Here is a 25,711-nt window from a genome sequence, read left to right on the forward strand (position 1 = left end):
AGGCGTAAATCATGTGTGTTCCCGAAGCACAAACCAAAAGGCCGCGGGCCGGTCAATATGCTACATCACTTGCTGCGCTGCGGCATTTCATTCCCGAAAGCGGTTGATTCGAAGGATTTGCCGATTGAGCAAACAATGCGATTGGGATAGACACCGGCATTGAACACCGCCGTTGCCATACTAATTTAGGCAGACGGACAGGAACTGGTCGTTTGCCGCCTGCCCGGAAATCCAGAGAAAAAATCAGATGAAAAATCGCCGCCGCATTTATGAAGGCAAGGCCAAGATCCTCTATGAGGGACCTGAGCCGGGGACGCTGATCCAGTTTTTCAAGGACGATGCGACCGCCTTCAACAAGAAGAAGCATGAAGTGGTCGATGGCAAGGGCGTGCTCAACAACCGCATTTCCGAGCACATCTTCAACCATTTGAATCGCATGGGCATTCCGACCCATTTCATCCGCCGGCTCAACATGCGCGAGCAGCTGATCAAGGAAGTCGAGATCATTCCGCTCGAAGTGGTGGTGCGCAACGTCGCCGCCGGCTCACTCTCGAAGCGCCTCGGCATCGAGGAAGGCACGGTGCTGCCGCGCTCGATCATCGAATTCTACTATAAGGCCGACGCGCTCGACGACCCGATGGTGTCGGAAGAGCACATCACCGCCTTCGGCTGGGCGAGCCCGCAGGAGATCGACGACGTGATGGCGCTGGCCATCCGCGTCAACGACTTCCTCTCCGGCCTGTTCATGGGCGTCGGCATCCAACTCGTCGACTTCAAGATCGAGTGCGGCCGCCTGTTCGAGGGCGACATGATGCGCATCGTCGTCGCCGACGAGATCTCGCCCGACTCCTGCCGGCTGTGGGACGTGGCCACCCAGGACAAGCTCGACAAGGACCGCTTCCGCCGCGACATGGGCGGCCTGGTCGAAGCCTATCAGGAAGTCGCCCGCCGCCTCGGCATCATGAACGAGAACGAGCCGGCGCGTCCGACCGGGCCGGTGCTCGTAGCCTCCTCCGAGCCGCCCAAGGGCATGAAGCACTAACTGCCAAACCGGACTTGCCGGTAACGGCCAGCCCGGCGCCAGCCTTACTGATTTCTCAGGAGTATCGATGAAAGCCCGTATCACCGTCACCCTCAAGAACGGCGTGCTCGACCCGCAGGGCAAGGCGATCGAACATGCGCTGTCCGGGTTGGGCTTTGATGGGGTCGGATCGGTGCGCCAGGGCAAGGTGTTCGACGTCGAGCTGGCCGGGACCGACAAGGCCAAGGCCGAAGCCGATCTCAAGGCCATGTGCGACAAGCTTCTGGCGAACACGGTGATCGAGAACTATAGTGTGACACTTACCTGAAGCTGTGCCGGAGCGGCTGATGGCGGAAGTCACAAACGAGTTGATTTACGCGCTTTTGAAGCAGGTGGATCAGCAGCTCGGGGAGCTTTCCCAGGACTTTTCGGAGGTCAAATCTGAACTGGGCTCGATCCGCGGGCACATGATCTCCACCAAGCATGATTTGAAGAATATCCATGGCATGCTCGCTCGCCGTGACGATCAGCTCGACCGTATCGAACGTTCCCTAGATGGCGCCTAAAACAACCGCCATTTTGTAGAGCCCATGAGCTACGAAGGTAAGCAGAAGGCCTACTAACACTAGCATCGAGAATGTCCATGGCGACTTCTTCAGCGGCTGTCTAACTTCGCCGTACTTTGAGCGAATTGCTAATATTTCAGCACGAAGCTGCGGATTTTCTGGTAACTCATCGTAATTTCGACGGAATAGTATCGCCCGAAAAAATAGAAGCTCCATAAGAATGAGCATCCAGGAGCCGAAGGCAAGCCAGACACTCATCACGTAGAGACGAATGAAATTGGTGCTGTGGCTTTGCACACAAGCATCGACAAAACTCAAACGTCGCCCGAAAGATCTGCGACTTGTGGAGCTAAGCCAAATCCGTCGTCATTCATCGCAAACGCGAGCAACAAGAGCAGGAACGCTAATGTTGCCAGGAGAAGCTTGAGGTATCTCGACCGGTTGGGGATGTCCGTGATGGCGGCGACACCCGTCGCAATCGCAAGCCCCGAAAGCACCAGACAGGTCGCCAGCGCATACACGATCTGTGCCATAATCAGATTTGCAAAAGACGAAGAGCATCGGCCGAGATCGGCTTTCAAAGAAAATGTCTTTGAGAATGCCGTCGCAAAAGTGGCGTCCGCCTGGGAGAAGAACGCATATACAAATGCCGAAACGAGCAGAACAATTGCCGCGGCGACCCCAGAGGCCCAGCGTTGATCGTCGAACTTCAGTTCCCAGCCGCTTTTCAAGTGCGCCAGCCCAATTCAACGTGCAAATAGCTCAAATGCCTTAACCTTCGCTTGACCCGCAATTCCGCTGCCGGTAGGCCAAAGTTGGATATGCCTCTTGAGTCAATTGGAATCCCATGAAATCAGCCGTCGTCCTCCTGCCTGGCCTCAACCGCGACCGCGACATGATCGCGGCGTTGACCAAGATCTCCGGACAGGCGCCGGCGACCGTCTGGCAGACCGACACCGAAATCCCCGACGTCGACCTGATCGCCATTCCCGGCGGCTTCTCCTTCGGCGACTATCTGCGCTGCGGGGCGATCGCGGCGCGCATGCCGGTCATGCGGGCGGTGGCGGAAAAAGCGGCCAAGGGCGTCATGGTGATCGGCGTCTGCAACGGCTTCCAGATCCTGGTCGAGGCCGGCCTGCTGCCCGGGGCGCTGATGCGCAATGCCTCGCTGAAATTCGTCTGCCGGCAGGTGAAGCTCGAGATCGCCAACGCCAACACCATGTTCACCCGCCGCTATCAGCCGGGGCAGATCATCCGCTCGCCGGTGGCACATCACGACGGCAACTATTTCGCCGACGCCGAGACGCTCGCCCGCCTCGAGGGCGAGGGACAGGTGGTGTTCCGCTACGCCGAAGGCACCAACCCGAACGGCTCGATCAACGACATTGCCGGCATCATCAGCAAAAAGGGCAATGTGCTTGGCTTGATGCCGCATCCGGAAAACCTGATCGAGGCGGCGCATGGCGGCAGCGACGGCCGCGCGCTTTTCGAAGGCGCCCTCGGCATCGCCGCTTGATTATCTTCTAGGACATTCCTTTCGGAACGCGGGGGCGGCCTGACCATGAGACTGACGATTGTTCGCCTTGCTCTCCTGGCTGCCGCCGGGCTTGCACTCGCCTCCTGCCAGTCGAGCCCGAAGAGCACGCCGGCGCCCTCGGGCAAGAGCGCCTCGCTGCTCGCCATGGAGCAGGTGGCGATATCGGCGCATAAATGCTGGATCGCCAGCAAGGATCCGGCCTTCAAGCCCTACCAGATGGCCAATGAGCTGAATTCGTTCAGCGGCACGCCACGCTTCCTGCTGGTGCCGGCCAAGCATTATGGCGGCAAGCCGCTGCTGGTGGTGCAGGCGCAAGGCAATTCCAGCCGCATCGACGTGTTCGGCCCGCTGATGGCTGACCCGCTCGGCGCGCGCATCGGCTCCGACATCGCCCGCTGGCAGGCGGGCAACCCGTCCTGTGCGGCCGCCGCCTGAGGCGATGGGCCGATTCCTGCAGAAGGCGGGACTGTCCGTCGGCCTGATCGGGCTCGTCCTGCAGGCTAGCATCACCATCCCGGCGTCGATGGAAGCCGGCCGCGGCTTCCTCGGCTCGGTCGTCTTCCTGTTCAGCTTCTTCACCATCCTGACCAATATCGGGGCGGTGCTGGTGCACACGTCGCTGCTGTCGCCGTCAGGCTATGCGTGGTTCCCGGCCTTGCCGGATCGCGGCTGCGGGCGGGCGTGGCGGTGGCGATCAGCCTCGTCTTCATCGTCTATGCGACGGTGCTGGCGCGGCTGTGGCAGCCGCAAGGACTGTTCCTGCTCTGCGATATGCTGCTGCACTATGTGACGCCGGCGCTGTTCGTGCTGTGGTGGCTAATCGCCGGCGCCGACGGCACCACGCGCTGGCGCGACATCTCCTGGTGGATGGTCTACCCGCTCGCCTATCTGGCCTATGTGCTGCTGCGGGCGCCGATCGCCGGCGAAGTCCCCTACCCGTTTCTCAGCGTGGAGAAGAACGGCGCGGCCAGCGTCGCCGTTTCGGCGCTGGCCACAACCGGACTGTTTCTGCTCTTGTGCGTCATCGCCGTCTTCGCCGATCATTGGGTTGCCCGGCTGCGGAAATAGTGTTCGGCGCCGTCCCAATCCTTCGACGGCGTGAATTCAATCCCAGAACGGCCGGAGGCCTTCGCGATGCGCATCGCAGCGCGAGACGCCGATATCCTTGAGCTGCTCGTCCGTCATCTCCAGCAAGGCCAGGCGGCCGCGGCGGCGATCCAGCATCCGGTCAATCTGCCTCATGACGGAGCCGAGCACAAATACGAGGCGATCCACGAAGCCATTGCGAGTCCGTGACTTCGTGCGCCCATCCAATCCGGTGCCGATGTAATGAATTGTGTCGGTTGTATCCATCTTCGTTCTACCTTGTCTCGATTGTATCCTATCAATCGCAGACTTCATATGGATTGACTCATCGTGCGGCACAATATAGAAAATTGTCACCATGACAAATTGGCTTCCAGACCTCTCTTCCGGTTCAGGCCCGCTGTATCAGCGTCTTGCTGACAGCATTGAATCAGATATCGACAAGGGCATCATCGATGTCGGTGCAAAACTGCCGCCGCAGCGTGACCTCGCTTATGACATCGGCGCCACCGTCGGTACGGTCGGCCGCGCGTATCAGTTGCTGCGCGAACGCGGCCTGGTCAGCGGCGAGGTCGGACGCGGAACCTATGTGCTTGCGCAGCGCGCCGAGAACCCGAAGATCGAGCTGGAGCCTGCCGCACAAGGAACGCGCCCCTTCGATGCACCGAGCGGCAAGCTGCGCTTCGACAGCACCGCCGCGCCCGATGTCGGTCAAGGCGCAATCATTGCCGAAATTCTGGCCCGCACGGCTGAGGACCATCCCCACGACATTTCGAGCTACACGAGGGATTTTCCGGAGCGCTGGTACGAGGCGGGAAGCCGCTGGCTGTCGCGTAATTCCTTCCGCCCTTCGCCCGATTCAATCGTGCCGACGCTTGGCACTCATGCGGCGGTGATGGCGGCGATCGCGGCGCTCACCATGCCTGGCGACTATGTCGTCTTTGAGCATCTCACCTATTCGCAGATTTCGCGCAGCGCCGGCCTGATCGGGCGCCGGACGGCACTGGTTGCGACCGACAACGAAGGCATCTACCCCGAGGATTTCGAACGCGTCTGCGCGCAGAAGCATCCCAAGGTGATGTTCCTGATGCCCACCGCGAAGAACCCGACCTTGGTGACGATGCCAGCGGAGCGGCGGCAGGCGATCGCGCAGATCGCGCGCGAATACAATGTGGCGCTAGTCGAGGACGATCTTTATGGCGATCTGACCGACGATCCAACGCCGTTGCTGGCCGAATATGCCCCCGAGCGCACAATTGTCGCCGGAGGCCTGTCGAAATCGGTTGCCGCCGGCGTGCGCGGCGGCTGGCTTTCCTGCCCGCCAGCCTATCGCCATCGCATCCGCGTCGCGCACAAGATGATGACCGGCGGCCTGCCCTTCCTGCTGGCCGAGGTCGGCACCAGGCTGGTGATGTCCGGCCAGGCCGGCGATATCCGCAAGCGCTGCATCGCCGAGATCCAGGCGCGCATCGCCATCGTGCGCGAGACGCTTGAAGGCTTCGACTTCGAGGCGAGAGACAATGTCCCCTTCGTCTGGCTGACCTTGCCGGACCCGTGGCTCTCCGGCACGTTCAAGAATGCCTGCCTGGCGCAGGGCGTGCTCATCGACGATGAGGACGAATTCAAGGCAGGCCGCTCCGAACAGGTCTTCCATGGCGTGCGCTTCGGCGTCTCACAACCGCGGCAGGACAAGGATGTCGCCGGTGGCGTCGCGGTGATCCGGCGCCTGCTCGATGAAGGCCGCGCCGGCTACGACAGTTTTTCCTGAGCTCGGCCACGCCTGATCCCGCAGCCTCCGCCACCTTGTGGCTTTCCGCCGTTTTTCGTCAATCTATGGGGTGTATCGGCCTCAAGCTTGCGATAAGAGGGGACTCGAATTCCCCTCTCCCACGGATAAAAATCGCCGCCCATGACCATCTCCAATTCCGTGCCGATCACCCCGGAACTCATTGCCGCGCACGGGCTGAAGCCCGACGAATATCAGCGCATCCTCGATCTGGTCGGGCGCGAGCCGAGCTTCACCGAACTCGGCATCTTCTCGGCGATGTGGAACGAGCATTGCTCGTATAAATCCTCGAAGAAGTGGCTGCGTACCCTGCCGACGACCGGACCGCAGGTGATCCAGGGACCGGGCGAAAATGCCGGCGTGGTCGACATCGGCGACGGCGACTGCGTCGTCTTCAAGATGGAGAGCCACAACCATCCTTCCTATATCGAGCCGTATCAGGGCGCTGCGACCGGCGTCGGCGGCATATTGCGCGACGTCTTCACCATGGGCGCAAGGCCGGTGGCGGCGATGAACGCGCTGCGCTTCGGCGCGCCGGACCATCCCAAGACCCGGCACCTGGTGGCCGGCGTCGTTTCCGGCGTGGGCGGCTATGGCAATTCGTTCGGCGTGCCGACGGTCGGCGGCGAAGTCAATTTCGATCCTCGCTACAATGGCAACATCCTGGTCAATGCCTTCGCAGCCGGGCTTGCCAAGACGGATGCCATCTTCCTGTCCGAGGCCAAGGGCGTCGGCCTGCCGGTCGTCTATCTCGGCGCCAAGACCGGGCGCGACGGCGTCGGCGGCGCCACCATGGCGTCGGCCGAATTCGACGACAAGATCGAGGAGAAACGGCCGACCGTGCAGGTCGGCGACCCCTTCACCGAAAAATGCCTGCTGGAAGCCTGCCTGGAGCTGATGGCGTCCGGCGCGGTCATCGCCATCCAGGACATGGGTGCCGCCGGCCTGACCTGCTCGGCCGTCGAGATGGGCGCCAAGGGCGATCTCGGCATCGAGCTCGATCTCGACAGGGTGCCGGTGCGCGAGGAGCGCATGAGCGCCTATGAGATGATGCTGTCGGAAAGCCAGGAGCGCATGCTGATGGTGCTGCGCCCCGAGAAAGAGAAAGAGGCCGAGGCGATCTTCCACAAATGGGGTCTCGACTTCGCCATCGTCGGCAAGACCACGGACGATCTGCGCTTTCGCGTCATCCACCAGGGCGACGAGGTCGCCAATCTGCCGATCAAGGATCTCGGCGACCAGGCGCCGGAATATGACCGGCCCTGGGTCGAACCCAAGAAGCCGGCGCCGCTCGCCGCAAACGATGCGCCCAAGGCGGATGTCGCGGACGCCTTGCTGGAGATGCTTGGCGGGCCCGACCTCTCCTCGCGCCGCTGGGTATGGGAGCAATACGACACGCTGATCCAGGGCAATTCGCTACAGCTTCCCGGCGGCGACGCCGGCGTGGTGCGCGTCGAGGGCCACGCAACCAAGGCGCTCGCCTTCTCATCGGACGTGACGCCGCGCTATTGCGAGGCCGATCCCTACGAGGGCGGCAAGCAGGCGGTGGCCGAATGCTGGCGCAATCTGACCGCCACCGGCGCCTTGCCGCTCGCGGCCACCGACAACCTCAATTTCGGCAATCCGGAACGGCCGGAGATCATGGGCCAGTTGGTTGGGGCGGTGAACGGCATTGGCGATGCCTGCCGCGCGCTCGGCTTCCCGATCGTCTCCGGCAATGTCTCGCTCTACAACGAAACCAATGGCCGCGGCATCCTGCCGACGCCGACCATCGGCGGTGTCGGGCTGATCGCCGACTGGTCGAAGATGGCGCGCATCGGCTTTGCCGGCGAAGGCCAGATGATCGTGCTGGTCGGCGCGCCGGCGACCTGGGGCAGCCATCTCGGCCAGTCCGTCTATATGCGCGACATCCACGGCCGCAGCGACGGCCCGCCGCCGCCTGTCGACCTCGAACATGAAAAGCGCGTCGGCGACCATGTCCGCGCGCTGATCGCCTCCGGCGTTGTCACCGCCGCGCACGACCTTTCCGATGGCGGCCTTGCCGTGGCGCTGGCCGAAATGGCGATGGCGTCGGGCATCGGCGCCACCATCCCCGGCCTCGTCGGCACCGATCCGATCCCGGTGTTCTTCGGCGAGGACCAGGGCCGCTATCTGCTGACGCTGTCGATCGATCCGCAAAGCAAGGAATGGGACGCCATCCGCGAGGACCAGGGCAAGCTGGGCATCTTCGCGCCCTGGATCGGCTCGACCGGCGGCCGCGACCTGAAACTCGGCGAAGCCCGGGCGATCCCCGTGAGCGAATTGACCGCCGCCCACGAATCCTGGTTTCCTCGCTTCATGGCAAACGAGGTCGTGGACCCGTAATATTGTGCTCGGGACGGCGTTCTGGTCGCCTTTGGAGTGGTGCATCCGCCGTCCCGGCCATATCTATGAGCCCTCAGTACCTGATAGGGAAAACCCGCATGGCAATGGACGCGCACGACATCGAACGGCTGATCAAGGAAGGCATTCCGGACGCCAAGGTGACGATCCGCGACCTGGCCGGCGACGGCGATCACTACGCCGCTGAAGTGGTGGCCGAGAGTTTTCGCGGCAAAAGCCGCGTCCAGCAGCACCAGATGGTCTATGACGCGCTGAAGGGCAATATGGGCGGCGTGCTGCACGCGCTCGCCCTGCAGACCAGCGTTCCGGACTGAGTCCCCTCAGATCTTCACCAGCATCGCCGTCACGTACATGAAGCCGATGCCGGCGGCCAGTCCGGCCATTGCGCCCGGCGCAAGCAGTGCGCGTGTGCCGTCGGGGCGCTGGCGAAGCTGCATCGACACGAGCTCGACGATCACCTGCAGGATCGCTCCGGCGCCGACCGCCAGCGCCAACGCCGACCATTGCGGCGCATAGGCGAGGCTGCCGATCCACAGGCCGATGACGGCGGGGCCGCCGGCCAGCAGCGTCAGCGCGGCAAAGGTCCTGAGCGGCGGACGCTGCTTCAGGATCGGCGCGGCGATGCCGATACCCTCGGTGATGTTGTGCAGGGTGAAGCCCAGCACAAGGAAGGTGCCAAGCCCCGCCGCGCCCGACGCGAAGGCGGCGCCGATCGCCAGCCCTTCGCCGAGATTGTGCAAGCCGATGCCGAGCGCGATGAAGGTGGCGAGCGCCAGACCGGTCGGCGCCCCGCTTCGCCGGCCCGCCGCCATCAGCAGCAGGAAGCTGGCGGCGGCGGCAAGCACGATCATGGTCGGTCCCTGGAACAGGGCAGCGGCTTCACCGGCCAGCTCAAAGGCGTCCTCCAGCGCATCGACAAACAGGAACGCGAGCAGGCCGACGGTCAGCGACAGGAGGAAGTCCATGCCGCTGCGTCCGACGCCGCGCAGCGCGGGGTAGAACATCAAGCCGATCGCCACGGGCAGGATGCCGACAAAAGCGCCGAGCACCGCCTGCGCGACCAGGCTGAGCGAATCGCGCGTTGGGGTCGGGACGGCCACAGCGATCTCATGGGTGAATGTGGTGCCGGTGCTGGTCACGACGTTGACCGCATGCGCCTCCCCCAGCACCCAGGGATATGGCAGGGCGATCCATGCCGTCGAGCCGCGCGCGATGGGGCCCGGCGGATCCTGCGTGAACTGCCAATAGGCATCGTCGACCTGGATCTGAGCGATCCTCATCGGTTCCGACCCGCCAGCGCGGACGAGGATGCGAATGCCGTCGTTTCCAAGGATCGTCCGCTCGAAGGTGATGTTCTCGACAGGCGGCGCGCCGTTGCGGAAGCTGGACAGCGAATCCGAAGAGACCAGCCATGCGATGGCCAGCCCGAGCACGGCGAGCGGCAACGCGATCCAGAGCAGATAGGCCCAGGCTGGTCGCGCGGCACGCGTGTCGGCGGAAGGCTGGCTCGTATCGGTCACGACAGAGCCTCCACGACGTCGAACATGCCTGACCAGCCGAGCTCGGTGAATTCCGACTGGTGGGGGTGGAACATATAGAGGCCCGGCTCGTGCTCGCGGAAGTGGAACTCGAGGATGCCGCGCTCGGCCTGGCACTGGGTGATCAGATCGACAGTCTTCAGCGTCGGGGTGAGCGTCGTGCCCTGATTGTAGTAGTCGAAGAAATTGGCGTGCAGGTGGAAGGAGTTGATCGGGTCGAACTCGACGACGTTGATGAGATAGATGCGGACAGGCTTATCCTTCAGCACCCTGATCGGCTTCTTCGCGTAGGCGTGGGCGACCGTGTTGACGGCGTAGACCTCGTTCTCGTTGTCGAAATTGGTGTCGAAGGCGTTCATGACCATCACGAACTCCTGCCAGCCGGCATTCTCAGGCGTGCCGAGCAGGCGCGAGCGGGCGACCGCGTCGTGTTCCGGATGCCGGGCCGGGTCGGGATCGATGACGAAAGCGCCGTACATGCCTTTCTGGATATGCCGCTTCAGCGGCAGGGCGTGGCAATGATAGAGGTGACAGCCGAACGGCCTGGCATCGAACTCGTAGACGAACTCCTCACCCGGCCCGATCAGGCCGGCGCCCGGGATACCGTCCACGCTCGCGGCATGGATGCCGTGGAAATGCATCGAATGCGGATGCGAGCCCTGGTTGCGGAAGACGATCCGCAGCCGCTCGCCTTCGGTCGCGCGCAGCGAAGGCCCCGGCACCCGGCCATTATAGGTCCAGGCTGGAAACATGATGCCCGGCGCGATCTCGATCTCCTTGTCTTCCGCCGTGACTTCGAACGTGCGAAGCGTGCGCCCGTCCGGCAGCGTCGATACCGTCCCGGTCTCCCAATCGCTGACCAGCTTCACCGGGTCGAAGCCGTTTCGGGCGTCGTCGACCTCGCCGACCGTGATCATCGCTCCATGAGCGGACAGATGCGCCGGCTGGCCTTCGGCAGCAGCTGCCGCCGGCATCTCGTGACCGGCATGGCTTGTCTGCCCGCGCGCCGCGCTCGCCACCACCGCCGTGCCGCCTGCAGCCGCGAGGCCACCGGCCAGAAGCAACCTTCGATCGAACTTGCGCTCCAGCAGGGATCTCGTCTCGGTCATGCCAGCATCCTCCAGATCGCGGTAAGCATAGCGGATGCTTCAAGATTTAGCTATAGCTATATTGTTATGGCCGCGGCTTTGGCGGCGGAGACAAGCTCAAGGCCTCTTGGGGGTTACTGCGCCGTCTTCCTGGCCGACACCGCGATGATCGGGCCAGCAGGGTATTTTCCGCCGACGATCATCCTGTCGCCGTCCGACAGCGCCGAGACCACGCCATCGAGGAACAGCGCGTTGCGACAGGAAAGCGCGTCGCGGAACAGCCGCGCGAAGCTGCCGAGGCTGACTTCCGAGCGCGAGATCGCCAGCACGACGGTACCGCCATCACGCACGCCAACCCCGTTGCGGACATAGCGCGAGGTGCCGTTCTGGTCGAAGCGAGGATGCAGCGCGCCGTCGACCACCAGCATCGGGCCCGACTGCGTGGCGAAGACGGAATCGGGTTTGGCGCCGGCATAGGCGCTGCTTTCCAACACCGCGGCCTTGCCGTCCCTGCCGATCAGGAACACGCCGTTCGGCTTCAGGAAGAAATTGCCCTCGGCGTCGGCAAGGTTGAGCGGCGCTCTTTCGCTGCCATCCTCGACAAGCAGGCCGACCGGCGTCAGGTCCTCGTGGTACATGCCGCCATTCATGGCAAGCAGGACCGGCCGCCCCTGCCCTTTCATCGCCTTGTCGAACACCTCAAGCGAGCCGTAGGGTTTGCCGTCAGCGCCGGCATGGAAGAGGCCGACGTCATAGGAGTTGAGATCGATCTCGCAGACGACATAGGGGACCGCCTCGAAGCTCAAATCCCGGCACGGAGCGGGCAGTCCGCCGATGACGAGCGGCGGGCGTTCCCGCGGCCGCAGCCAAAGGGCCGCGGCCAGGGCGACGAGCAGGACGCCGATCAGGATCGTCGCGAGATGGCGCTTTTTCATTACGCTCCGGGAGGATTGGCAGCCTAGGGGACTTGGTGCAGCGTCAGGCCATCTTTTGCGCCATTTCGGCGCCAGCAAGGCAAATACCTTGTTTCGGTCAACCTATGGGTTTATTTGATGGTCATGTTTCGAGCCTGACTCCCACAGGCGTGAAAGGATTATCCATGAGCGGTATCAACGACTACATCGACAGCGAAGTGAAGAGCAACGACGTGGTGCTCTTCATGAAAGGCACGCCCGGCTTCCCGCAGTGCGGCTTCTCCGGCCAGGTGGTTCAGATCCTCGACTATATCGGGGCCGACTACAAAGGCGTGAACGTGCTGACGTCGGCCGAGCTGCGCCAGGGCATCAAGGAATATTCCAACTGGCCGACCATCCCGCAGCTCTACGTCAAGGGCGAGTTCGTCGGCGGTTGCGATATCGTGCGCGAGATGTTCCAGGCGGGCGAACTGCAGACGTTCCTCGTCGAAAAGGGCGTCAGCGTCAAAGGCGCTGCCTGACTGAACGCGCCTGCCGGCGCCTGAGCGCCGGCGCTGGCTTCCGGGGCCGCCCCCACCTCGGCACTTTGGTTCTCGATACCGGGAACGAGACGGATCGATGCGCCGGTCAACCGGCGCAGGTTCGTTTGGAAGATCGGATCTTGCGGTGGACAAGCAGGCAGTAGCGCAGCAATCGGCAACCAGTTTGCCCATTCCGCGCTGGGAATTCATCGCGCTCTGCGCGGCGCTGATGGCGCTCAATTCTTTGGCGATCGACATCATGCTGCCGGCGCTGCAGCAGATCGGCGCCTCGCTCGGTGTCGAAAATGAAAACCACCGGCAATATGTCATCACCGCCTACATTCTGGGTTTTGGCGGTGGCCAGCTCCTGTTCGGCCCGGTCTCCGACCGCTTCGGACGGCGCGCGCCGCTGGTTGTCGGGCTGGTGATCTATGTCCTGGCGGCGGGTGCCGCAGCCATCGCCCCGTCCTTCGCTACGCTGCTCGCCTGCCGGGTGGTGCAAGGCATCGGTGCGGCTGCCACGCGCGTCATCGCCGTCTCGATCGTGCGCGACACCTTCGAGGGCCGGCGCATGGCAGAGGTGATGTCGCTGATCTTCATGGTGTTCATGGCCATTCCCGTGGTGGCGCCCGGCATCGGCCAGTTCATCATGCTGTTCGCGACCTGGCACGTCATCTTCATCACCATGGCGGCGGGCGCGCTGATCGTATCGGCCTGGGCGCTGCTGCGTCTGCCCGAAACCCTGCATCCGGAATACCGCCGGCCGCTGACGGTGCACGCCATCGTCGGCGGGTTCCGCATCGTGCTCACCAACCGCATCGCGCTCTGCTATGCCTTTGCCAGCACCTTCATCTTCGGCGCCATGTTCGGCTTCATCAATTCGGCGCAGCAGATCTATCTCGACGTCTTCCACGTCGGCGAACTGTTCCCGCTGATCTTCGCCGGCGTCGCCGGCGTGCTCGCCTTCTCGAACTATCTCAACTCGCGTCTGGTCGGCCGCGTCGGCATGCGCCGGCTGTCGCAGGGCGCGCTGCTGCTCTTCCTGACCATCAGCCTGGCCTGGCTCGTCGTCTCGCTCGAAATGCAAATGCCGCTCTGGCTGTTCGTCGGCTTCTTCGCCCTCGCAATGCTTCCGTTTGGCGGGCTCGGCGCGAACTTCAACGCACTCGCCATGGAGCCGCTCGGGCAACTGGCCGGCACAGCCTCGTCGATACTCGGCTTCATGCAGACCTTCCTCGGCGGCATTCTCGGGACGCTGATCGGGCAGGCCTACAACGGCACGGTGACACCGCTCGCCGCCGGCTTCTGCAGCGTCTCGGTGGCTGCCTTGCTGATGATCCTGCTGGCAGAGCGCGGCAGGTTGTTCCAGCCGCACAATCCGCCGGTCTGATGCGTGTCACCGAAGCTTCCGAATTGCGCCCGCCCCTAGACTAGCTTGCACCTTCGACAGTTGCGGTGAAACGAGGGGCAAGCATCCGCCCCGCGACGGCTCCGCCCATGCTGTCTGAAAACGGCAGCGGCAGAGCCTCGTCGAGCGCCTTGAGGATGGACGTCACGAAAGCACGGTTCAGCGCTTGGTCGGTTCCCAGATCGGAATAGGTGGCGCGTGGCTTGCCGATGAGCGTGCCGTTCCGGCGAAGCGAGAACCGCAGTGTCAGGGACATGCCGGCAGTTCCAGCCGGTGGCTTCCAGCAGGCATAGATGGCGTCCGACATCTCCACCAGGGTGTCGATGGGATCGGAACTGTGACAAGGGCGGCGCTGCTGCGCCCCGGCTTCGCAGGGGGCCGCAACCACGGCGATGACCAGGGCTGCTGCGAGGATTGCCGACCAAGGTCTCATCAGCGGTTCTCCGGACTACGCGAAGCCTCCGGCACCCGCCGGCTTGGATCGGGCCGCGGCTCCTGCCCCTACTCCGCCCAAAGCTCGCGGCGCAGTTCCTGCCAGCTGTCCTTGTCGGGGGCGACCAGGATGCCGCCGTCGATATGCGAGGGCAGATAGGCGCTGCCGTCGATCCGCGCCGCGTAGCCACCCGCTTCCTGGTGGATCAGCACGCCGGCCAGGTGATCCCACGGCATCAGCTTGTTGTAGACGACGAAATGGGCGTGGCCGCTGGCGAGCAGCCGGTATTCGTGCGCCGCGCAACGATAGCCGAATTGCGACAGCGCCTTGGTCTGGTTGCGGGCGAGCCGAGAGCGCTCGGGTTCCGGCAGGTATTGCCAGGAGACGGCGCCCGTCATTTGCGAGATCGGCACGGCCGCCGCGACGCGCACCTTCTCCAGCGCGCCATGAGCGTGGCGGATGTGGCTGCCTGCGCCTTTGGCGCCGATCAGCCAGTCCTTGCCGACGGGGTCATGGATGATGCCGGCGACGGTCTCGCCCTTGACGACAACGCCCAGCATGACGCCGAACAGCGGCACGCCGGAGGCGAAGTTGAAGGTGCCGTCGACCGGATCGATGACAAAGGCGAGCTCGGCATCGCCGAGACCGCCGAGCAGCGCCGGATTGTCGGAGCAGGCTTCCTCGCCGACGATCATGGCCGAGGGATAGCGCTCGCGCAGCCTTGCCGTGATCACCCGCTCGGCATTGACGTCGGCCTCGGTCACCAGATCGGCGGCCGATGTCTTCTGGCGGACGTCGCCTTCGCCCAGCCGGCGAAAGCGCGGCATGATCTCGGCAATGGCCGCGTCGGAGAGGAGACCGGCAAGCCAGTCGATGGCGCTATCGTCAAATGTCATGGGGATCGTCTTACCTGTCGTTGAGGGCGGCGAAGTCGAACAGCTTCCTGTCGAGCAGATGCGAGGGCCGCACATTCGTCATGGCGCGGATCATCGTGTCCTTGCGGCCGGGCATGCGCTTTTCGATGTCGTCCAGCATCGCCTTCATGGCATTGCGCTGCAGGCCTTCCTGGCTGCCGCAGAGATCGCAGGGGATGATCGGGAACTTCATCGCGTCGGCGAATTTCTCGAGATCGGCCTCAGCGTTATAGGCGAGCGGCCGCAGCACCATGACGCCGCCCTCATCGTTGAGGAGTTTCGGCGGCATGGCGGCAAGGCGACCGCCATGGAACAGGTTCATGAAGAAGGTTTCGAGGATGTCCTCGCGGTGGTGACCCAGCACGAGAGCGGCGCAGCCCTCCTCGCGCGCGATGCGGTAGAGATGGCCGCGCCGGAGCCGCGAGCAAAGCGAACAATAGGTGCTGCCTTCGGGCAGCTTGTCGGTGACCACCGAATAGGTGTCCTGATATTCGATGCGATGCGCAATGCCGTTGGCGTTGAGGTAGTCCGGCAGGATGTGTTTCGGGAAGTTCGGCTGGCCCTGGTCGAGATTGCAGGCGAGCAACTCGATCGGCAGCAGGCCGCGCCATTTGAGGTCGAGCAGCAGAGCGAGCAGACCGTAGGAATCCTTGCCGCCGGACAGCGCCACCAGCCAGCGCTCGCCGGGCTTCACCATGGCGAAATCCTCGATCGCCTGGCGCGTCAATCTCAGGAGTCGCTTGCGCAGCTTGTTGAACTCGACGGAGGACGGCACCTCGGCGAACAGGGGATGGAAGCCGCCCTCAGCGTCGTCGCCGACCGGCTCGAGGAATTTGACGTCTGGCAGCATATTCATGGCGCATCGGCCCCAGGGACAAGTGTCGGCGCCCGGATTAGCGCATCGGCCCGGAAATCGAAATCGATTTCTGCGGCGCCGGCATGGCGGCTCGGCAAACAAAAAGGCCGCCCATTGGGCGGCCTTTCGATGGATCGCTGAAGCAACCGATCAGCGCGAATAGAATTCGACGACCAGGTTCGGTTCCATCTGCACGGCGAACGGAACATCCGACAGGCCGGGGATGCGCGCGAAGGTGGCGGTCATCTTGTTGTGGTCGGCTTCGATATAGTCAGGCACATCGCGCTCGGCGAGAGCGACCGATTCCAGCACGATGACGAGCTGCTTCGACTTCTCGCGCACCTCGACGACGTCGCCCGGCTTGCAGCGATACGAGCCGATGTTGACGCGCTTGCCGTTGACGTTGACATGGCCATGGTTGACGAACTGGCGGGCGGCGAAAATGGTCGGCACGAACTTGGCGCGGTAGACGACCGCGTCGAGACGCGACTCGAGCAGGCCGATCAGGTTCTCCGAGGTGTCGCCCTTGCGGCGGTCGGCCTCTTCATAGACCTTGCGGAACTGCTTTTCCGAAACGTCGCCATAGTGGCCCTTCAGCTTCTGCTTGGCGCGCAGCTGCAGGCCGAAGTCGGAAAGCTTGCCCTTGCGGCGCTGGCCGTGCTGGCCGGGGCCGTATTCACGCTTGTTGACCGGGGACTTCGGGCGGCCCCAGATGTTCTCGCCGAGACGGCGGTCGATCTTGTATTTCGCGGATTCGCGCTTGCTCATCGCATTCCCTTTCAAAACAATACACCCGGAACCTCATGCTCCGAGTGAAGGAAACGCGCCCTCCTCTGGCCTCCGTTTTCGAGACCTGACAGGGTTTTCCACGCAACGCGACGGAAAACCCACGGGACACGTCAGTTAACAAGGCCTAGGAAGAAACAATCGAACTTCCATCGCCTCGCGCATAAAGAAAACCACCGGGCATTGCGGCCCGGTGTTGGCGCGCTGATTAAACGGAGATTTAGGCGGTGTCAAGCTTGTGAGTGGCGCTGCGGGCCAATCACCGAGAGCCCGCGGCCCCGCAGGCGGGTTCTTGCTTTTCTTCCCAAGCGCAGCGAGATCAGCTCTTCGATTTCTTCTCGGGCAAGCCCTTGCGCCTGGTCTCCGCGAATTCCTCGAGCTGCTTTTCGCTCATCGATTCGTACATTCCCTTCGAGGCGCCCTTGAGCTCGCTCTTCTTGGTGTCACCGCGCTTTGCCGACAGCGCAGCGCCGGCGGCCTTTTGCTGAGCTTTCGATGTGGCAGGCATGGTCGTTTCTCCCAATTGACTATCGGAGGGAACGCAGCCGCCCAGCCGATGTTCCTGCCGTCACGGGATCGTCAGACCAAAACCCTGCATCAGCCGGCTGACCGCGAAATCCGCCTTGCCGGAGGTGAAGACGGCAATGTCGGGCTCGCCTTGCGAGGATCCGTTGACCGGCGGGAGCAACGACATGGCGCGGCGGGCTATCGCTTCGGCCGGATCGATCCAGTCCACCGGCCAGGGCGCGGTCTTGCGCATGCGGTTGACCAGGAATGGATAGTGGGTGCAGGCAAGCACGACGATGTCGGTATGCTGCCCATCGCGTTCGATGAAGCAGGGCGCGATCTCGGCGCGCACGGCGTCCTCGTCGACAAAGCCCTCGCGCATGTAGACCTCGGCCAGTCCGGCCAGATTGTCGCTGCCGACCAGGCGGACATGGCATTTCTGCGCCCATTTGCTGATCAGGTCGCGCGTGTACTGCCGCTTCACCGTGCCCGGCGTCGCCAGCACCGAGACCAGGCCGGAGCGGGTGCGTTCCGCCGCCGGCTTGACCGCCGGCACCGTGCCGACGAAGGGATGGCCGGGAAATCTTTCGCGAAGCGCATCGATCACCAGCGTCGAGGCGGTGTTGCAGGCGATGACGGAGATCGCCGGCGAAAACCGGTCGAGCAGCCTGGCGAAGAGATCGAGTATGTGCGTGCGCAGCGCCGGCTCCTCCCAGGCGCCGAAGGGAAAGGCCGCGTCGTCGGCGACATAGACGAAGCGCCGGTCGGGCATCAGCACGCGCGCCTCGCGCAGCACGGTCAGGCCGCCGACGCCGGAATCGAACATCAGGATCGGCCGGTCAGTCATTGTCTGTGCCCTTGCCGCCCAGCGGCGCGTCATTATCGTCGCCATTGGCGTTGGGCGCCTGGCCCGCTTCCGCCTTGCGGGCGCGCGCGGCAGCGGCGGGCAGCCGTCTCGGATCGTCGCCGGGGGAGCCATCGCCGCGCGGCATCGCCGGCGAAAATCTGTCCAGCGACGAGATGATGCCCCTTAGCACCTTCAGTTCCGGCTCGGCGAAACCGGCGCGCGTCAGCACGGCACGCAGATTGTCGACCATCTTCGGCTTCTTCCCTTCCGGGCGGAAATAGCCGCGCGCCTCCAGCGCGCCTTCGAGATAGGTGAACAGGCTGTGCAACTGCTCCTTGGTCGCCGGCACGAGTTCCGGTCCGGAGAAGTTGGTCTGGGTTTCGTCCTCCAGTCCCGACTTCATCCATTCATAGGACATCAGAAGCACGGCCTGGGCGATGTTGAGCGACGAGAAGCCAGGATCGACCGGGAAGGTAACGATCTCGTCGGCGAGCCCGACTTCCTCATTGTAGAGGCCGAAGCGCTCGCGGCCGAACAGGATGCCGGTTCGCAGCCCGGCACGCTGCCGCGTCCTCAGCGCCCTGCCCGCCTCGACCGGTCCGCGCACGGCCTTGAAGCCGTCGCGCTCGCGCGCCGTGGTGGCGAAGACGAAATTGAGATCGGCGACCGCCGTGGCGAGATCGTCGAAAACCCGCACCGCATCGATGACATGGTCGGCGCGGCTTGCCGCGGCGCGCGCCTTCTCGCTCGGCCAGCCATCGCGCGGATTGACCAGCCTGAGCTCGGCAAGGCCGAAATTGGCCATGGCGCGCGCGACCATGCCGATGTTCTCGCCAAGCTGCGGCTCGACCAGTATGATCGCCGGGCCGGCTGCGATGGGGGTGTCTCGGGATTGTTCGTCGGCTGGCATGGACGTCAATGAACTGCTGTTTGCGGCATTTCGGCGACCCCTGCCATATTCGGCGGCGAAAATGAAGCTTTCGCAAAGAATGGCATCAAGCGGCACCGCCGATCGCCGTTTGCGCGCTCAAAAAGCCTTTGATATACGCTCGGCATCCCCGGCCGAACGCCATGCGGGCAAGGCCGTTCCGATCCCCAGCAACGAGGCATTCTTTCCATGGCGAAGATCAAGGTGGCGAACCCGGTCGTCGAGCTCGACGGCGACGAGATGACCCGCATCATCTGGCAGTTCATCAAGGACAAGCTGATCCACCCCTATCTCGACATCAAGCTCGACTACTACGATCTCGGCATCGAGCACCGCGACGCCACCAACGACCAGGTGACGATCGACTCGGCCAACGCCATCAAGAAATACGGCGTCGGCGTGAAATGCGCGACGATCACCCCCGACGAGCAGCGCGTCGAGGAATTCAAGCTGAAGAAGATGTGGAAGTCGCCGAACGGCACGATCCGCAATATCCTGGGCGGCACCATCTTCCGCGAGCCGATCATCATGAAGAACGTGCCGCGCCTGGTGCCCGGCTGGACCAAGCCGATCATCGTCGGCCGCCACGCCTTCGGCGACCAGTACCGCGCCACCGACTTCCGCTATCCCGGCAAGGGCAAGCTGACGATCAAGTTCGTCGGCGAGGACGGCACCGTGATCGAGCACGACGTGTTCGACGCGCCGGCCGCCGGCGTCGCCATGGCCATGTACAATCTCGACGAATCGATCCGCGAGTTTGCCCGCGCCTCGCTGAACTACGGCCTGCTGCGCAACTATCCGGTCTACCTCTCGACCAAGAACACCATCCTCAAGGCCTATGACGGCCGCTTCAAGGACATCTTCCAGGAAGTCTACGAGAAGGAATTCGAGGCCGAGTTCAAGGCGAAGAAACTCTGGTACGAGCACCGGCTGATCGACGACATGGTGGCCTCCAGCCTGAAATGGTCGGGCGGCTATGTCTGGGCCTGCAAGAACTATGACGGCGACGTGCAGTCCGACACGGTGGCGCAAGGCTTCGGCTCGCTCGGCCTGATGACCTCGGTGCTGATGACGCCAGACGGCAAGACCGTGGAAGCGGAAGCCGCGCACGGCACCGTCACCCGCCACTATCGCCAGCACCAGAAGGGCGAGGAAACCTCGACCAACTCGATCGCCTCGATCTTCGCCTGGACGCGCGGTCTCGCCCACCGCGCCAAGCTCGACGACAATGCCGAGTTGAAGCGCTTCGCCGAGACCTTGGAAAAGGTCTGCATCCAGACGGTGGAGTCCGGCTTCATGACCAAGGACCTGTCGCTGCTGATCGGTCCCGACCAGCCCTGGCTGTCGACCACCGGTTTCCTCGACAAGATCGACGAGAACCTGCAGAAGGCCATGGGGTAAGAACCCAAATTTCGACATGCCGAAGGCTCCGAAAGGAGCCTTCGCTTTTTGGGCAGCAACGCGAGCGGAAGCAAGGGGCTGACGATGAGCAAGCCAATCCTCTACGGTGCCGACTATAGCGTCTATGTCCGCATCGCACGGCTGGCGCTGGAAGAGAAAGGCATCGGCTACGACCTCGTGCCGGTCGACGTCTTTGCCCCGGAAGGCGTTCCGGCCTGGTATCTCGAACATCATCCGTTCGGCCGCATTCCGGCTTTCGAGCATGACGGCTTTCGCCTGTTCGAGGCGAGCGCGATCGCCCGCTATGCCGACGAGGCCTTCGACGGCCCGGCGCTGCAGCCGAAAGAGGCGCGCAGCCGGGCAAGGATGAACCAGATCATCGGCCTGCTCGACGCCTATGGCTACCGCGCCATGGTCTGGGATGTCGCCGTCGAGCGGCTGGAGCAAAACCCGCCCGACGAGGCCCTGATCAGCAAGGGCCTGTCGCAAGCGGAGGCTGTGCTGCGGACACTGTCGGCGCTGAAGGCCGACGGGCCGTGGCTGCTGGGGTCGCAACTGACCCTTGCCGACCTGCATGCAGCCCCAATCATCGGCTATTTCGTCAAGGTCGCAGAAGGGCGTGAATTGCTTGCCCGATTTGCCGACATCAGCGACTGGTATGCGCGCTTCGCCGATCGCGCGAGCTTCGCCAGGACCGAACAGGCGGGCTGATGCGCGCCGTCCATGTCAGCTATGCGACGCCGAACCTGTCGCAGGCCGGCAAGCTGCTGCTGAAGAGCGCGCGCCGCTTCGGCCTCGACAGTCATCTCTATACGCCGGATCACCCGGTGCTGGTCGACCTGGCGCGAAAATACCCATCGATCATGGCCGCGCCGCGCGGCGCCGGCTACTGGCTGTGGAAGCCCTTCATCACGCTGGACATGATGAACCGCGTGCCCGACGGCACGCCGGTCCTCTACAGCGACGCCGCGCTGACTTTCATCGCCGACCCCGCGCCTCTGATCGCGCTTTCCAGCCAGCACCCGGTATGCCTGTTCAAGATGGGTGGGCGGATGCTGCAGGGCGCCTGGACCAGGCGCGACTGCTTTGTCGAAATGGATGCTGACCGGGAGGAGTTCTGGTCGCTGCCGCAGCTATGGGCCGGCATGCAGCTCTACCGCGCCGGACCGGAAGCGAGGGCTTTCCTCAAGCTGCTGGCGACGGCCATGGCGAGCGAGGTTCGGCTGACCGACATGCCGAATATCCACGGCCTTCCCAATCTGCCCGGCTTTGTCGAGCATCGGCATGATCAATCGGTGCTGACGATCCTTGCCAGGCAGCAGCGCGCCGCCATTTTTCGCAGCCCGTCGCAGGAGTGGCACGATCCATCGGCGTCAGCGAGCGAGACGCCGTTCGGCCAAACGGTGTTTGTGCACCGCAGGCGAAACCTCCCCTATTTCAGGTGGCTTTACAGGCGCCTGCGTCAGAAATACACGGGCGGCCAAGGCTTCCTTTGATCATGCCGGTCTCTCGCGAGGGCCCGGCGGCTCTCAAGCTTCTGCACCATGAGCCGAGGGCCGTTCAGTCAGGCAGATAGATTTCCGCTTTCATGAAGGTCTTCGCGCGGCCCGTGATCCGCACGCGGTCTCCGGCCAGCTCGCACAGCAGGTGGCCGCCGCGCTGCGAGCACTGGAAGGCCGACAGCTCCGTCTTGCCGAGCTTTTCGGACCAATAGGGTATCAGCGTCGCGTGGATGGAGCCGGTCACCGGATCCTCGGGAATGCCCGCGCCGGGTGCGAAGTAGCGAGACACGAAATCATGGGTCTCGCCGCGCGCGGTGACGACCACGCCGAGAGGGTGGAAGGTCGCAATCCCGGACAGGTCCGGGACAAAGGAGCGCACGGCGGTCTCGTCGGCCAGTTCGACGAACAGGTTCTCGAAGTTGCGGAAGCTCGCAACCGGGCGCGCCGAAACGACGTCCTGAAGCGCGGATGCCAGCTCGGCGTCCACGGGCTGCGGCGGAAAGCACGGCAGATCGAGCTGGTAGGCGCCGTCGCGCCTGGAAACCCCGAGCTCGCCCACCCGCGTGGCGAAGGCCATGTCGCCGGCGACATCGTGTTCCTGGGCCAGCACATGGGCGGTGGCCAGTGTGGCGTGTCCGCAAAAGTCGGCTTCATGGACCGGGGTGAACCAGCGCAGATCCCAGCCCTTGCCGTTCGGCCTCGCGAACGCGGTCTCGGCAAGATTGTTTTCGTTGGCGATGGCCTGCATGACATGTTCCGGCAGCCAGTCCTCGAGGATGAGGACGGCGGCCGGATTGCCGTGGAAGGCCCGGTCGGCGAAGGCGTCGACCTGGTACATGGTCAGTGTCGTCACTTCGCGCTCCCGGGATGGCTAGCTTGGCTGCACGGCGACCTCAAGCGAGGTCACGCCGCTTCCAGCGCCGCCTTCACCGCCGCGATCGCGTCCTCGGCCTTCGAGGCGTCGGGACCGCCGGCCTGGGCCATGTCGGGACGGCCGCCACCACCCTGCCCGCCAAGCGCGGCGGACGCCACACGCACCAGGTCGACGGCGCTGAAGCGGGTGGTCAGGTCGTCGGTGACGCCGACGACGACACTTGCCTTGTTGTCCTCGCCGGCGCCGACGAAGACGACGACGCCGGAGCCGAGCGTCTTCTTGCCGGCATCGGCAAGCGGCTTCAGATCCTTCGGCGACACGCCGGAAACCGCCTTGCCGAGGAAGCCGACGCCGGCGATGGTCTCGTTCTCGGCCGGCACGCCGGCCGGCGAACGGTCGCCCAGCGCCAGCTTCTTGCGCGCTTCGCTAAGCTCCTTTTCGAGCTTCTTGCGCTCTTCGAGCAGCGTCTCGACGCGCGCCGCCACGTCGGCCGGCGAGATCTTCAGCGTCGAAGCGATCGCCTTCAGCCGCTTGTCCTGCTCGTCGAGATGCTTGCGCGCCGCCTCGCCGGTCAGCGCCTCGATGCGGCGCACGCCGGCGGCGACCGCGCTGTCCGACACGATGCGCACCAGGCCGATATCGCCGGTTGCCCGGACATGGGTGCCGCCGCAGAGCTCGACCGAATAGGGGCGGTTCGCCTTGGCGCCATGCAGACCGGTGCCCATCGACACGACGCGCACCTCGTCGCCGTATTTCTCGCCGAACAGCGCCATGGCGCCCTCGGCGATGGCGTCGTCGACCGACATCAGGCGCGTCGACACCGGGGTGTTCTGCACGACGATCTCGTTCGCCATGCGCTCGACCTCCTCGAGCTCATCGGCCGAGATCGGCTTGTTGTGCGAGATGTCGAAGCGCAGGCGCTCGGGCGCGACCAGCGAGCCCTTCTGCGCGACATGGGTGCCCAGCACCTCGCGCAGCGCCTCGTGGATGAGGTGCGTCGCCGAATGGTTGGCGCGCAGCCTGGAGCGGCGCGCATGATCGACCTTGAGCTCGACCGCGGCGCCGGTCTTGACCGTGCCGCTCGCCACCCGGCCGAGATGCACGAACAGCCCGTCGGCCTTCTTTTGCGTGTCGGTGATCTCGATCGAGAAGCCCTCGCCCGAGATCACGCCGGTGTCACCCATCTGGCCGCCGGACTCGCCGTAGAAAGGCGTCTGGTTGACGACCACGGCAACTGTGTCGCCCTGCGCCGCACTGTCGACGGTCTTGCCGTCCTTGACCAGCGCCAGGACCAGGCCCTCCGCCTGTTCGGTCTCGTAGCCGAGGAAATCGGTGGCGCCGGTGTTCTCGCGCACCGAGAACCACACTGTCTCGGTGGCCGCGTCGCCGGAGCCAGCCCAGCTCTTGCGCGCCTCGGCCCGCTGCCGCTCCATCGCATCGGTGAACCCGGCCAGATCGACCGAGATGCTGCGCTGGCGCAGCGCATCCTGCGTCAAGTCGAGCGGGAAGCCGTATGTGTCGTAGAGCTTGAAGGCCGTCTCGCCATCCAGCATGTCGCCGGCGCCGAGCTTCTCGGTTGCCTCCGAGAGCAGCCCGAGGCCGCGCGCCAGCGTCTTGCGGAAGCGGGTCTCTTCCAGTTTCAGCGTTTCGGTGATCAGCGCCTCGCCGCGCCCCAGCTCCGGATAGGCCTGGGCCATCTCGCGCACCAGCGCCGGCACCAATTTCCACATCAGCGGCTCGCTGGCGCCGAGCAGCTGCGCATGGCGCATGGCGCGGCGCATGATACGGCGCAGCACATAGCCGCGGCCCTCATTCGACGGCAGCACGCCGTCGGCCACCAGGAAGCAGGACGACCGCAGATGGTCGGCGATGACGCGGAACGACGCGACGGTGTCCGCATCCGGACCGCGCCCGAGCGCCGATGACGCGGCATCGATCAGATGGCGGAACAGGTCGGTCTCGAAGACGCTTTCCACCCCTTGCAGGATGGACGCCATGCGCTCGAGGCCCATGCCGGTGTCGATCGACGGGCGCGGCAGGTCGATGCGCTCTTCCTTGGTCACCTGTTCATATTGCATGAACACCAGGTTCCAGAATTCCAGGAACCGGTCGCCGTCCTCTTCCGGGCTGCCGGGAGGGCCGCCCCAGATGTGTTCGCCGCGGTCGATGAAGATTTCCGAGCACGGCCCGCAGGGTCCGGTGTCGCCCATCGCCCAGAAATTGTCGGAGGTCGGGATGCGGATGATGCGGTCGTCGGTGAAGCCGGCGATCTTCTTCCAGTAGCCGGCCGCCTCGTCGTCGGTGTGATAGACGGTGACCAGCAGCTTGTCCTTCTTCAGCCCGAACTCCCTGGTGATCAGGTTCCAGGCAAGCTCGATGGCGCGCTCCTTGAAATAGTCGCCGAAGGAAAAATTGCCGAGCATCTCGAAGAAGGTCAGGTGACGCGCGGTGTAGCCGACATTGTCGAGGTCATTGTGCTTGCCGCCGGCGCGCACGCTCTTCTGGGCGGTGGTGGCGCGCGAATAGGACCGCTTCTCCAGGCCGGTGAAGACGTTCTTGAACTGCACCATGCCGGCATTGGTGAACATCAGCGTCGGATCGTTGCGCGGCACCAGCGGGCTCGACGCGACGACCTCGTGACCCTCCTTGCGGAAATAGTCGAGGAATGTCGACCGGATCTCGTTCACGCCACTCATGGATGCTTGCCTTTTCGAGAGAACCGCCGGGGGCGCCGACGGCAAAATGGACATGGCCTTTTAGCGATCACGCCGCAGCCTGTCCAGAAACACGGAACTGGAGGAAAGTCCGGTTGTTGC

The 25,711-nt window shown here is 64.0% G+C and carries 28 protein-coding genes and 1 pseudogene; 14 read left to right on the forward strand and 15 right to left on the reverse strand.

Going from position 1 to position 25,711, the window contains the following annotated elements; all coding sequences use genetic code 11:
- The first annotated feature begins 247 nt into the window (after positions 1-247).
- The 3 genes from purC to EN786_RS12055 all read left to right on the forward strand — a co-directional run bounded on the left by purC (position 248) and on the right by EN786_RS12055 (position 1,587).
- Complete coding sequence (gene purC / locus EN786_RS12045) at positions 248-1,042, forward strand: phosphoribosylaminoimidazolesuccinocarboxamide synthase (RefSeq protein WP_127311088.1); 795 nt, start codon at positions 248-250, stop codon at positions 1,040-1,042.
- Positions 1,043-1,109: 67 nt separating this feature from the next.
- Positions 1,110-1,349 carry a phosphoribosylformylglycinamidine synthase subunit PurS gene (purS, locus tag EN786_RS12050; protein ID WP_127311089.1) on the forward strand — a complete coding sequence of 80 codons (240 nt, stop codon included), beginning with the start codon at positions 1,110-1,112 and terminating at the stop codon, positions 1,347-1,349.
- 19 nt (positions 1,350-1,368) lie between these two features.
- Positions 1,369-1,587, forward strand: a complete 219-nt coding sequence (locus EN786_RS12055) for a hypothetical protein (protein WP_127311090.1) — start codon at positions 1,369-1,371, stop codon at positions 1,585-1,587.
- On the opposite strand, the gene EN786_RS12060 is transcribed toward EN786_RS12055, so the two are convergent.
- Together EN786_RS12060 and EN786_RS12065 are read right to left on the reverse strand one after the other, a co-directional pair.
- A complete protein-coding gene (locus tag EN786_RS12060) occupies positions 1,573-1,905 on the reverse strand; it encodes a hypothetical protein (RefSeq protein ID WP_127311091.1) in 333 nt (110 codons plus the stop codon). The genes EN786_RS12055 and EN786_RS12060 overlap by 15 nt on opposite strands.
- Positions 1,902-2,318, reverse strand: coding sequence for a hypothetical protein (locus EN786_RS12065; protein WP_127311092.1), 417 nt, complete (start codon positions 2,316-2,318; stop codon positions 1,902-1,904). Before EN786_RS12065 ends, EN786_RS12060 begins: the two co-directional genes overlap by 4 nt.
- A 116-nt stretch (positions 2,319-2,434) precedes the next feature.
- On the opposite strand from EN786_RS12065, the gene purQ reads away from it, so the two are divergent.
- The 3 genes and pseudogenes from purQ to EN786_RS12080 all read left to right on the forward strand — a co-directional run bounded on the left by purQ (position 2,435) and on the right by EN786_RS12080 (position 4,192).
- The gene (purQ, locus tag EN786_RS12070; RefSeq protein WP_127282328.1) at positions 2,435-3,103 is read left to right on the forward strand and encodes a phosphoribosylformylglycinamidine synthase subunit PurQ; all 669 of its coding nucleotides are present in this window, start codon (positions 2,435-2,437) and stop codon (positions 3,101-3,103) included.
- A 45-nt stretch (positions 3,104-3,148) separates the two neighbouring features.
- A complete protein-coding gene (locus EN786_RS12075) occupies positions 3,149-3,559 on the forward strand; it encodes a hypothetical protein (protein ID WP_127282329.1) in 411 nt (136 codons plus the stop codon).
- Between the two features lie 4 nt (positions 3,560-3,563).
- Positions 3,564-4,192: pseudogene (locus EN786_RS12080) on the forward strand (Pr6Pr family membrane protein).
- A 36-nt stretch (positions 4,193-4,228) separates the two neighbouring features.
- Here the strand turns inward: EN786_RS12080 and EN786_RS12085 are convergent.
- The gene (locus tag EN786_RS12085) at positions 4,229-4,477 is read right to left on the reverse strand and encodes a DUF1127 domain-containing protein (protein ID WP_127311094.1); all 249 of its coding nucleotides are present in this window, start codon (positions 4,475-4,477) and stop codon (positions 4,229-4,231) included.
- A 91-nt stretch (positions 4,478-4,568) separates the two neighbouring features.
- Between EN786_RS12085 and EN786_RS12090 the strand changes: the two genes are divergently transcribed.
- From EN786_RS12090 to EN786_RS12100, 3 genes are all read left to right on the forward strand, one after another.
- Entirely contained in the window at positions 4,569-5,978 is a 1,410-nt protein-coding gene (locus EN786_RS12090) for a PLP-dependent aminotransferase family protein (RefSeq protein WP_135908386.1), read from the forward strand.
- A 141-nt stretch (positions 5,979-6,119) separates the two neighbouring features.
- A complete protein-coding gene (gene purL / locus EN786_RS12095; protein ID WP_135908388.1) occupies positions 6,120-8,360 on the forward strand; it encodes a phosphoribosylformylglycinamidine synthase subunit PurL in 2,241 nt (746 codons plus the stop codon).
- Positions 8,361-8,458: 98 nt separating this feature from the next.
- Positions 8,459-8,692: a BolA family transcriptional regulator gene (locus EN786_RS12100; protein ID WP_023674714.1), complete on the forward strand. Its 234-nt coding sequence runs from the start codon at positions 8,459-8,461 to the stop codon at positions 8,690-8,692.
- 6 nt (positions 8,693-8,698) lie between these two features.
- On the opposite strand, the gene EN786_RS12105 is transcribed toward EN786_RS12100, so the two are convergent.
- The 3 genes from EN786_RS12105 to EN786_RS12115 form a co-directional block, all read right to left on the reverse strand.
- Positions 8,699-9,898, reverse strand: a complete 1,200-nt coding sequence (locus EN786_RS12105; RefSeq protein WP_127311926.1) for a metal transporter — start codon at positions 9,896-9,898, stop codon at positions 8,699-8,701.
- Positions 9,895-11,025: a multicopper oxidase domain-containing protein gene (locus tag EN786_RS12110; RefSeq protein ID WP_127311925.1), complete on the reverse strand. Its 1,131-nt coding sequence runs from the start codon at positions 11,023-11,025 to the stop codon at positions 9,895-9,897. Before EN786_RS12110 ends, EN786_RS12105 begins: the two co-directional genes overlap by 4 nt.
- A 113-nt stretch (positions 11,026-11,138) precedes the next feature.
- On the reverse strand, positions 11,139-11,939 hold the full coding sequence (locus EN786_RS12115; RefSeq protein WP_127282335.1) for a phosphodiester glycosidase family protein: 801 nt from the start codon (positions 11,937-11,939) through the stop codon (positions 11,139-11,141).
- Positions 11,940-12,103: 164 nt separating this feature from the next.
- Between EN786_RS12115 and grxD the strand changes: the two genes are divergently transcribed.
- Both grxD and EN786_RS12125 read left to right on the forward strand, forming a co-directional pair.
- Positions 12,104-12,439: a Grx4 family monothiol glutaredoxin gene (gene grxD, locus EN786_RS12120; RefSeq protein ID WP_127282336.1), complete on the forward strand. Its 336-nt coding sequence runs from the start codon at positions 12,104-12,106 to the stop codon at positions 12,437-12,439.
- A gap of 145 nt (positions 12,440-12,584) precedes the next feature.
- Complete coding sequence (locus EN786_RS12125; protein ID WP_127282337.1) at positions 12,585-13,829, forward strand: multidrug effflux MFS transporter; 1,245 nt, start codon at positions 12,585-12,587, stop codon at positions 13,827-13,829.
- A 40-nt stretch (positions 13,830-13,869) separates the two neighbouring features.
- On the opposite strand, the gene EN786_RS12130 is transcribed toward EN786_RS12125, so the two are convergent.
- From EN786_RS12130 to EN786_RS12160, 7 genes are all read right to left on the reverse strand, one after another.
- Positions 13,870-14,280 (reverse strand): hypothetical protein, encoded by a 411-nt coding sequence (locus EN786_RS12130; protein WP_127282338.1) that lies wholly within the window; start codon positions 14,278-14,280, stop codon positions 13,870-13,872.
- 68 nt (positions 14,281-14,348) lie between these two features.
- A complete protein-coding gene (locus EN786_RS12135) occupies positions 14,349-15,176 on the reverse strand; it encodes an inositol monophosphatase family protein (RefSeq protein WP_127282339.1) in 828 nt (275 codons plus the stop codon).
- A 10-nt stretch (positions 15,177-15,186) separates the two neighbouring features.
- Positions 15,187-16,044 (reverse strand): tRNA 2-thiocytidine(32) synthetase TtcA, encoded by an 858-nt coding sequence (gene ttcA, locus EN786_RS12140; RefSeq protein WP_189524287.1) that lies wholly within the window; start codon positions 16,042-16,044, stop codon positions 15,187-15,189.
- Between the two features lie 156 nt (positions 16,045-16,200).
- Positions 16,201-16,818, reverse strand: coding sequence for a 30S ribosomal protein S4 (gene rpsD / locus EN786_RS12145; RefSeq protein ID WP_126054848.1), 618 nt, complete (start codon positions 16,816-16,818; stop codon positions 16,201-16,203).
- Positions 16,819-17,155: 337 nt separating this feature from the next.
- Positions 17,156-17,344, reverse strand: a complete 189-nt coding sequence (locus EN786_RS12150; RefSeq protein ID WP_126054849.1) for a DUF3008 family protein — start codon at positions 17,342-17,344, stop codon at positions 17,156-17,158.
- 60 nt (positions 17,345-17,404) lie between these two features.
- Positions 17,405-18,190 (reverse strand): glutamate racemase, encoded by a 786-nt coding sequence (gene murI, locus EN786_RS12155; RefSeq protein ID WP_127282341.1) that lies wholly within the window; start codon positions 18,188-18,190, stop codon positions 17,405-17,407.
- A complete protein-coding gene (locus EN786_RS12160) occupies positions 18,183-19,100 on the reverse strand; it encodes an RNA methyltransferase (RefSeq protein WP_127282342.1) in 918 nt (305 codons plus the stop codon). The genes murI and EN786_RS12160 overlap by 8 nt, the downstream gene beginning before the upstream one ends.
- 207 nt (positions 19,101-19,307) lie before the next feature.
- On the opposite strand from EN786_RS12160, the gene EN786_RS12165 reads away from it, so the two are divergent.
- The 3 genes from EN786_RS12165 to EN786_RS12175 all read left to right on the forward strand — a co-directional run bounded on the left by EN786_RS12165 (position 19,308) and on the right by EN786_RS12175 (position 22,015).
- Entirely contained in the window at positions 19,308-20,519 is a 1,212-nt protein-coding gene (locus EN786_RS12165) for an NADP-dependent isocitrate dehydrogenase (protein WP_127282343.1), read from the forward strand.
- Positions 20,520-20,603: 84 nt separating this feature from the next.
- Positions 20,604-21,230, forward strand: a complete 627-nt coding sequence (locus EN786_RS12170; RefSeq protein WP_127282344.1) for a glutathione S-transferase family protein — start codon at positions 20,604-20,606, stop codon at positions 21,228-21,230.
- Entirely contained in the window at positions 21,230-22,015 is a 786-nt protein-coding gene (locus EN786_RS12175; RefSeq protein WP_127310813.1) for a hypothetical protein, read from the forward strand. The genes EN786_RS12170 and EN786_RS12175 overlap by 1 nt, the downstream gene beginning before the upstream one ends.
- A gap of 64 nt (positions 22,016-22,079) precedes the next feature.
- On the opposite strand, the gene EN786_RS12180 is transcribed toward EN786_RS12175, so the two are convergent.
- Both EN786_RS12180 and alaS read right to left on the reverse strand, forming a co-directional pair.
- A complete protein-coding gene (locus tag EN786_RS12180) occupies positions 22,080-22,859 on the reverse strand; it encodes a PhzF family phenazine biosynthesis protein (RefSeq protein WP_127310814.1) in 780 nt (259 codons plus the stop codon).
- A gap of 65 nt (positions 22,860-22,924) precedes the next feature.
- Positions 22,925-25,591 (reverse strand): alanine--tRNA ligase, encoded by a 2,667-nt coding sequence (gene alaS, locus EN786_RS12185; protein ID WP_127310815.1) that lies wholly within the window; start codon positions 25,589-25,591, stop codon positions 22,925-22,927.
- Between the last annotated feature and the right edge of the window lie 120 nt (positions 25,592-25,711).

Source organism: Mesorhizobium sp. M4B.F.Ca.ET.143.01.1.1, assembly GCF_004792275.1.
GTDB classification, from domain to species: domain Bacteria; phylum Pseudomonadota; class Alphaproteobacteria; order Rhizobiales; family Rhizobiaceae; genus Mesorhizobium; species Mesorhizobium abyssinicae.

Bases quoted from the DNA above. Each gene is read 5' to 3' on its own strand.
- purC (WP_127311088.1), top strand. From the start codon at position 248: ATGAAAAATCGCCGCCGCATTTATGAAGGCAAGGCCAAGATCCTCTAT.
- purS (WP_127311089.1), top strand. From the start codon at position 1,110: ATGAAAGCCCGTATCACCGTCACCCTCAAGAACGGCGTGCTCGACCCG.
- EN786_RS12055 (WP_127311090.1), top strand. From the start codon at position 1,369: ATGGCGGAAGTCACAAACGAGTTGATTTACGCGCTTTTGAAGCAGGTG.
- purQ (WP_127282328.1), top strand. From the start codon at position 2,435: ATGAAATCAGCCGTCGTCCTCCTGCCTGGCCTCAACCGCGACCGCGAC.
- EN786_RS12075 (WP_127282329.1), top strand. From the start codon at position 3,149: ATGAGACTGACGATTGTTCGCCTTGCTCTCCTGGCTGCCGCCGGGCTT.
- EN786_RS12085 (WP_127311094.1), bottom strand. From the start codon at position 4,477: ATGGATACAACCGACACAATTCATTACATCGGCACCGGATTGGATGGG.
- EN786_RS12090 (WP_135908386.1), top strand. From the start codon at position 4,569: ATGACAAATTGGCTTCCAGACCTCTCTTCCGGTTCAGGCCCGCTGTAT.
- purL (WP_135908388.1), top strand. From the start codon at position 6,120: ATGACCATCTCCAATTCCGTGCCGATCACCCCGGAACTCATTGCCGCG.
- EN786_RS12100 (WP_023674714.1), top strand. From the start codon at position 8,459: ATGGCAATGGACGCGCACGACATCGAACGGCTGATCAAGGAAGGCATT.
- EN786_RS12110 (WP_127311925.1), bottom strand. From the start codon at position 11,025: ATGACCGAGACGAGATCCCTGCTGGAGCGCAAGTTCGATCGAAGGTTG.
- EN786_RS12115 (WP_127282335.1), bottom strand. From the start codon at position 11,939: ATGAAAAAGCGCCATCTCGCGACGATCCTGATCGGCGTCCTGCTCGTC.
- grxD (WP_127282336.1), top strand. From the start codon at position 12,104: ATGAGCGGTATCAACGACTACATCGACAGCGAAGTGAAGAGCAACGAC.
- EN786_RS12130 (WP_127282338.1), bottom strand. From the start codon at position 14,280: ATGAGACCTTGGTCGGCAATCCTCGCAGCAGCCCTGGTCATCGCCGTG.
- EN786_RS12135 (WP_127282339.1), bottom strand. From the start codon at position 15,176: ATGACATTTGACGATAGCGCCATCGACTGGCTTGCCGGTCTCCTCTCC.
- ttcA (WP_189524287.1), bottom strand. From the start codon at position 16,044: ATGCTGCCAGACGTCAAATTCCTCGAGCCGGTCGGCGACGACGCTGAG.
- rpsD (WP_126054848.1), bottom strand. From the start codon at position 16,818: ATGAGCAAGCGCGAATCCGCGAAATACAAGATCGACCGCCGTCTCGGC.
- EN786_RS12150 (WP_126054849.1), bottom strand. From the start codon at position 17,344: ATGCCTGCCACATCGAAAGCTCAGCAAAAGGCCGCCGGCGCTGCGCTG.
- murI (WP_127282341.1), bottom strand. From the start codon at position 18,190: ATGACTGACCGGCCGATCCTGATGTTCGATTCCGGCGTCGGCGGCCTG.
- EN786_RS12160 (WP_127282342.1), bottom strand. From the start codon at position 19,100: ATGCCAGCCGACGAACAATCCCGAGACACCCCCATCGCAGCCGGCCCG.
- EN786_RS12165 (WP_127282343.1), top strand. From the start codon at position 19,308: ATGGCGAAGATCAAGGTGGCGAACCCGGTCGTCGAGCTCGACGGCGAC.
- EN786_RS12170 (WP_127282344.1), top strand. From the start codon at position 20,604: ATGAGCAAGCCAATCCTCTACGGTGCCGACTATAGCGTCTATGTCCGC.
- EN786_RS12175 (WP_127310813.1), top strand. From the start codon at position 21,230: ATGCGCGCCGTCCATGTCAGCTATGCGACGCCGAACCTGTCGCAGGCC.
- EN786_RS12180 (WP_127310814.1), bottom strand. From the start codon at position 22,859: ATGTACCAGGTCGACGCCTTCGCCGACCGGGCCTTCCACGGCAATCCG.
- alaS (WP_127310815.1), bottom strand. From the start codon at position 25,591: ATGAGTGGCGTGAACGAGATCCGGTCGACATTCCTCGACTATTTCCGC.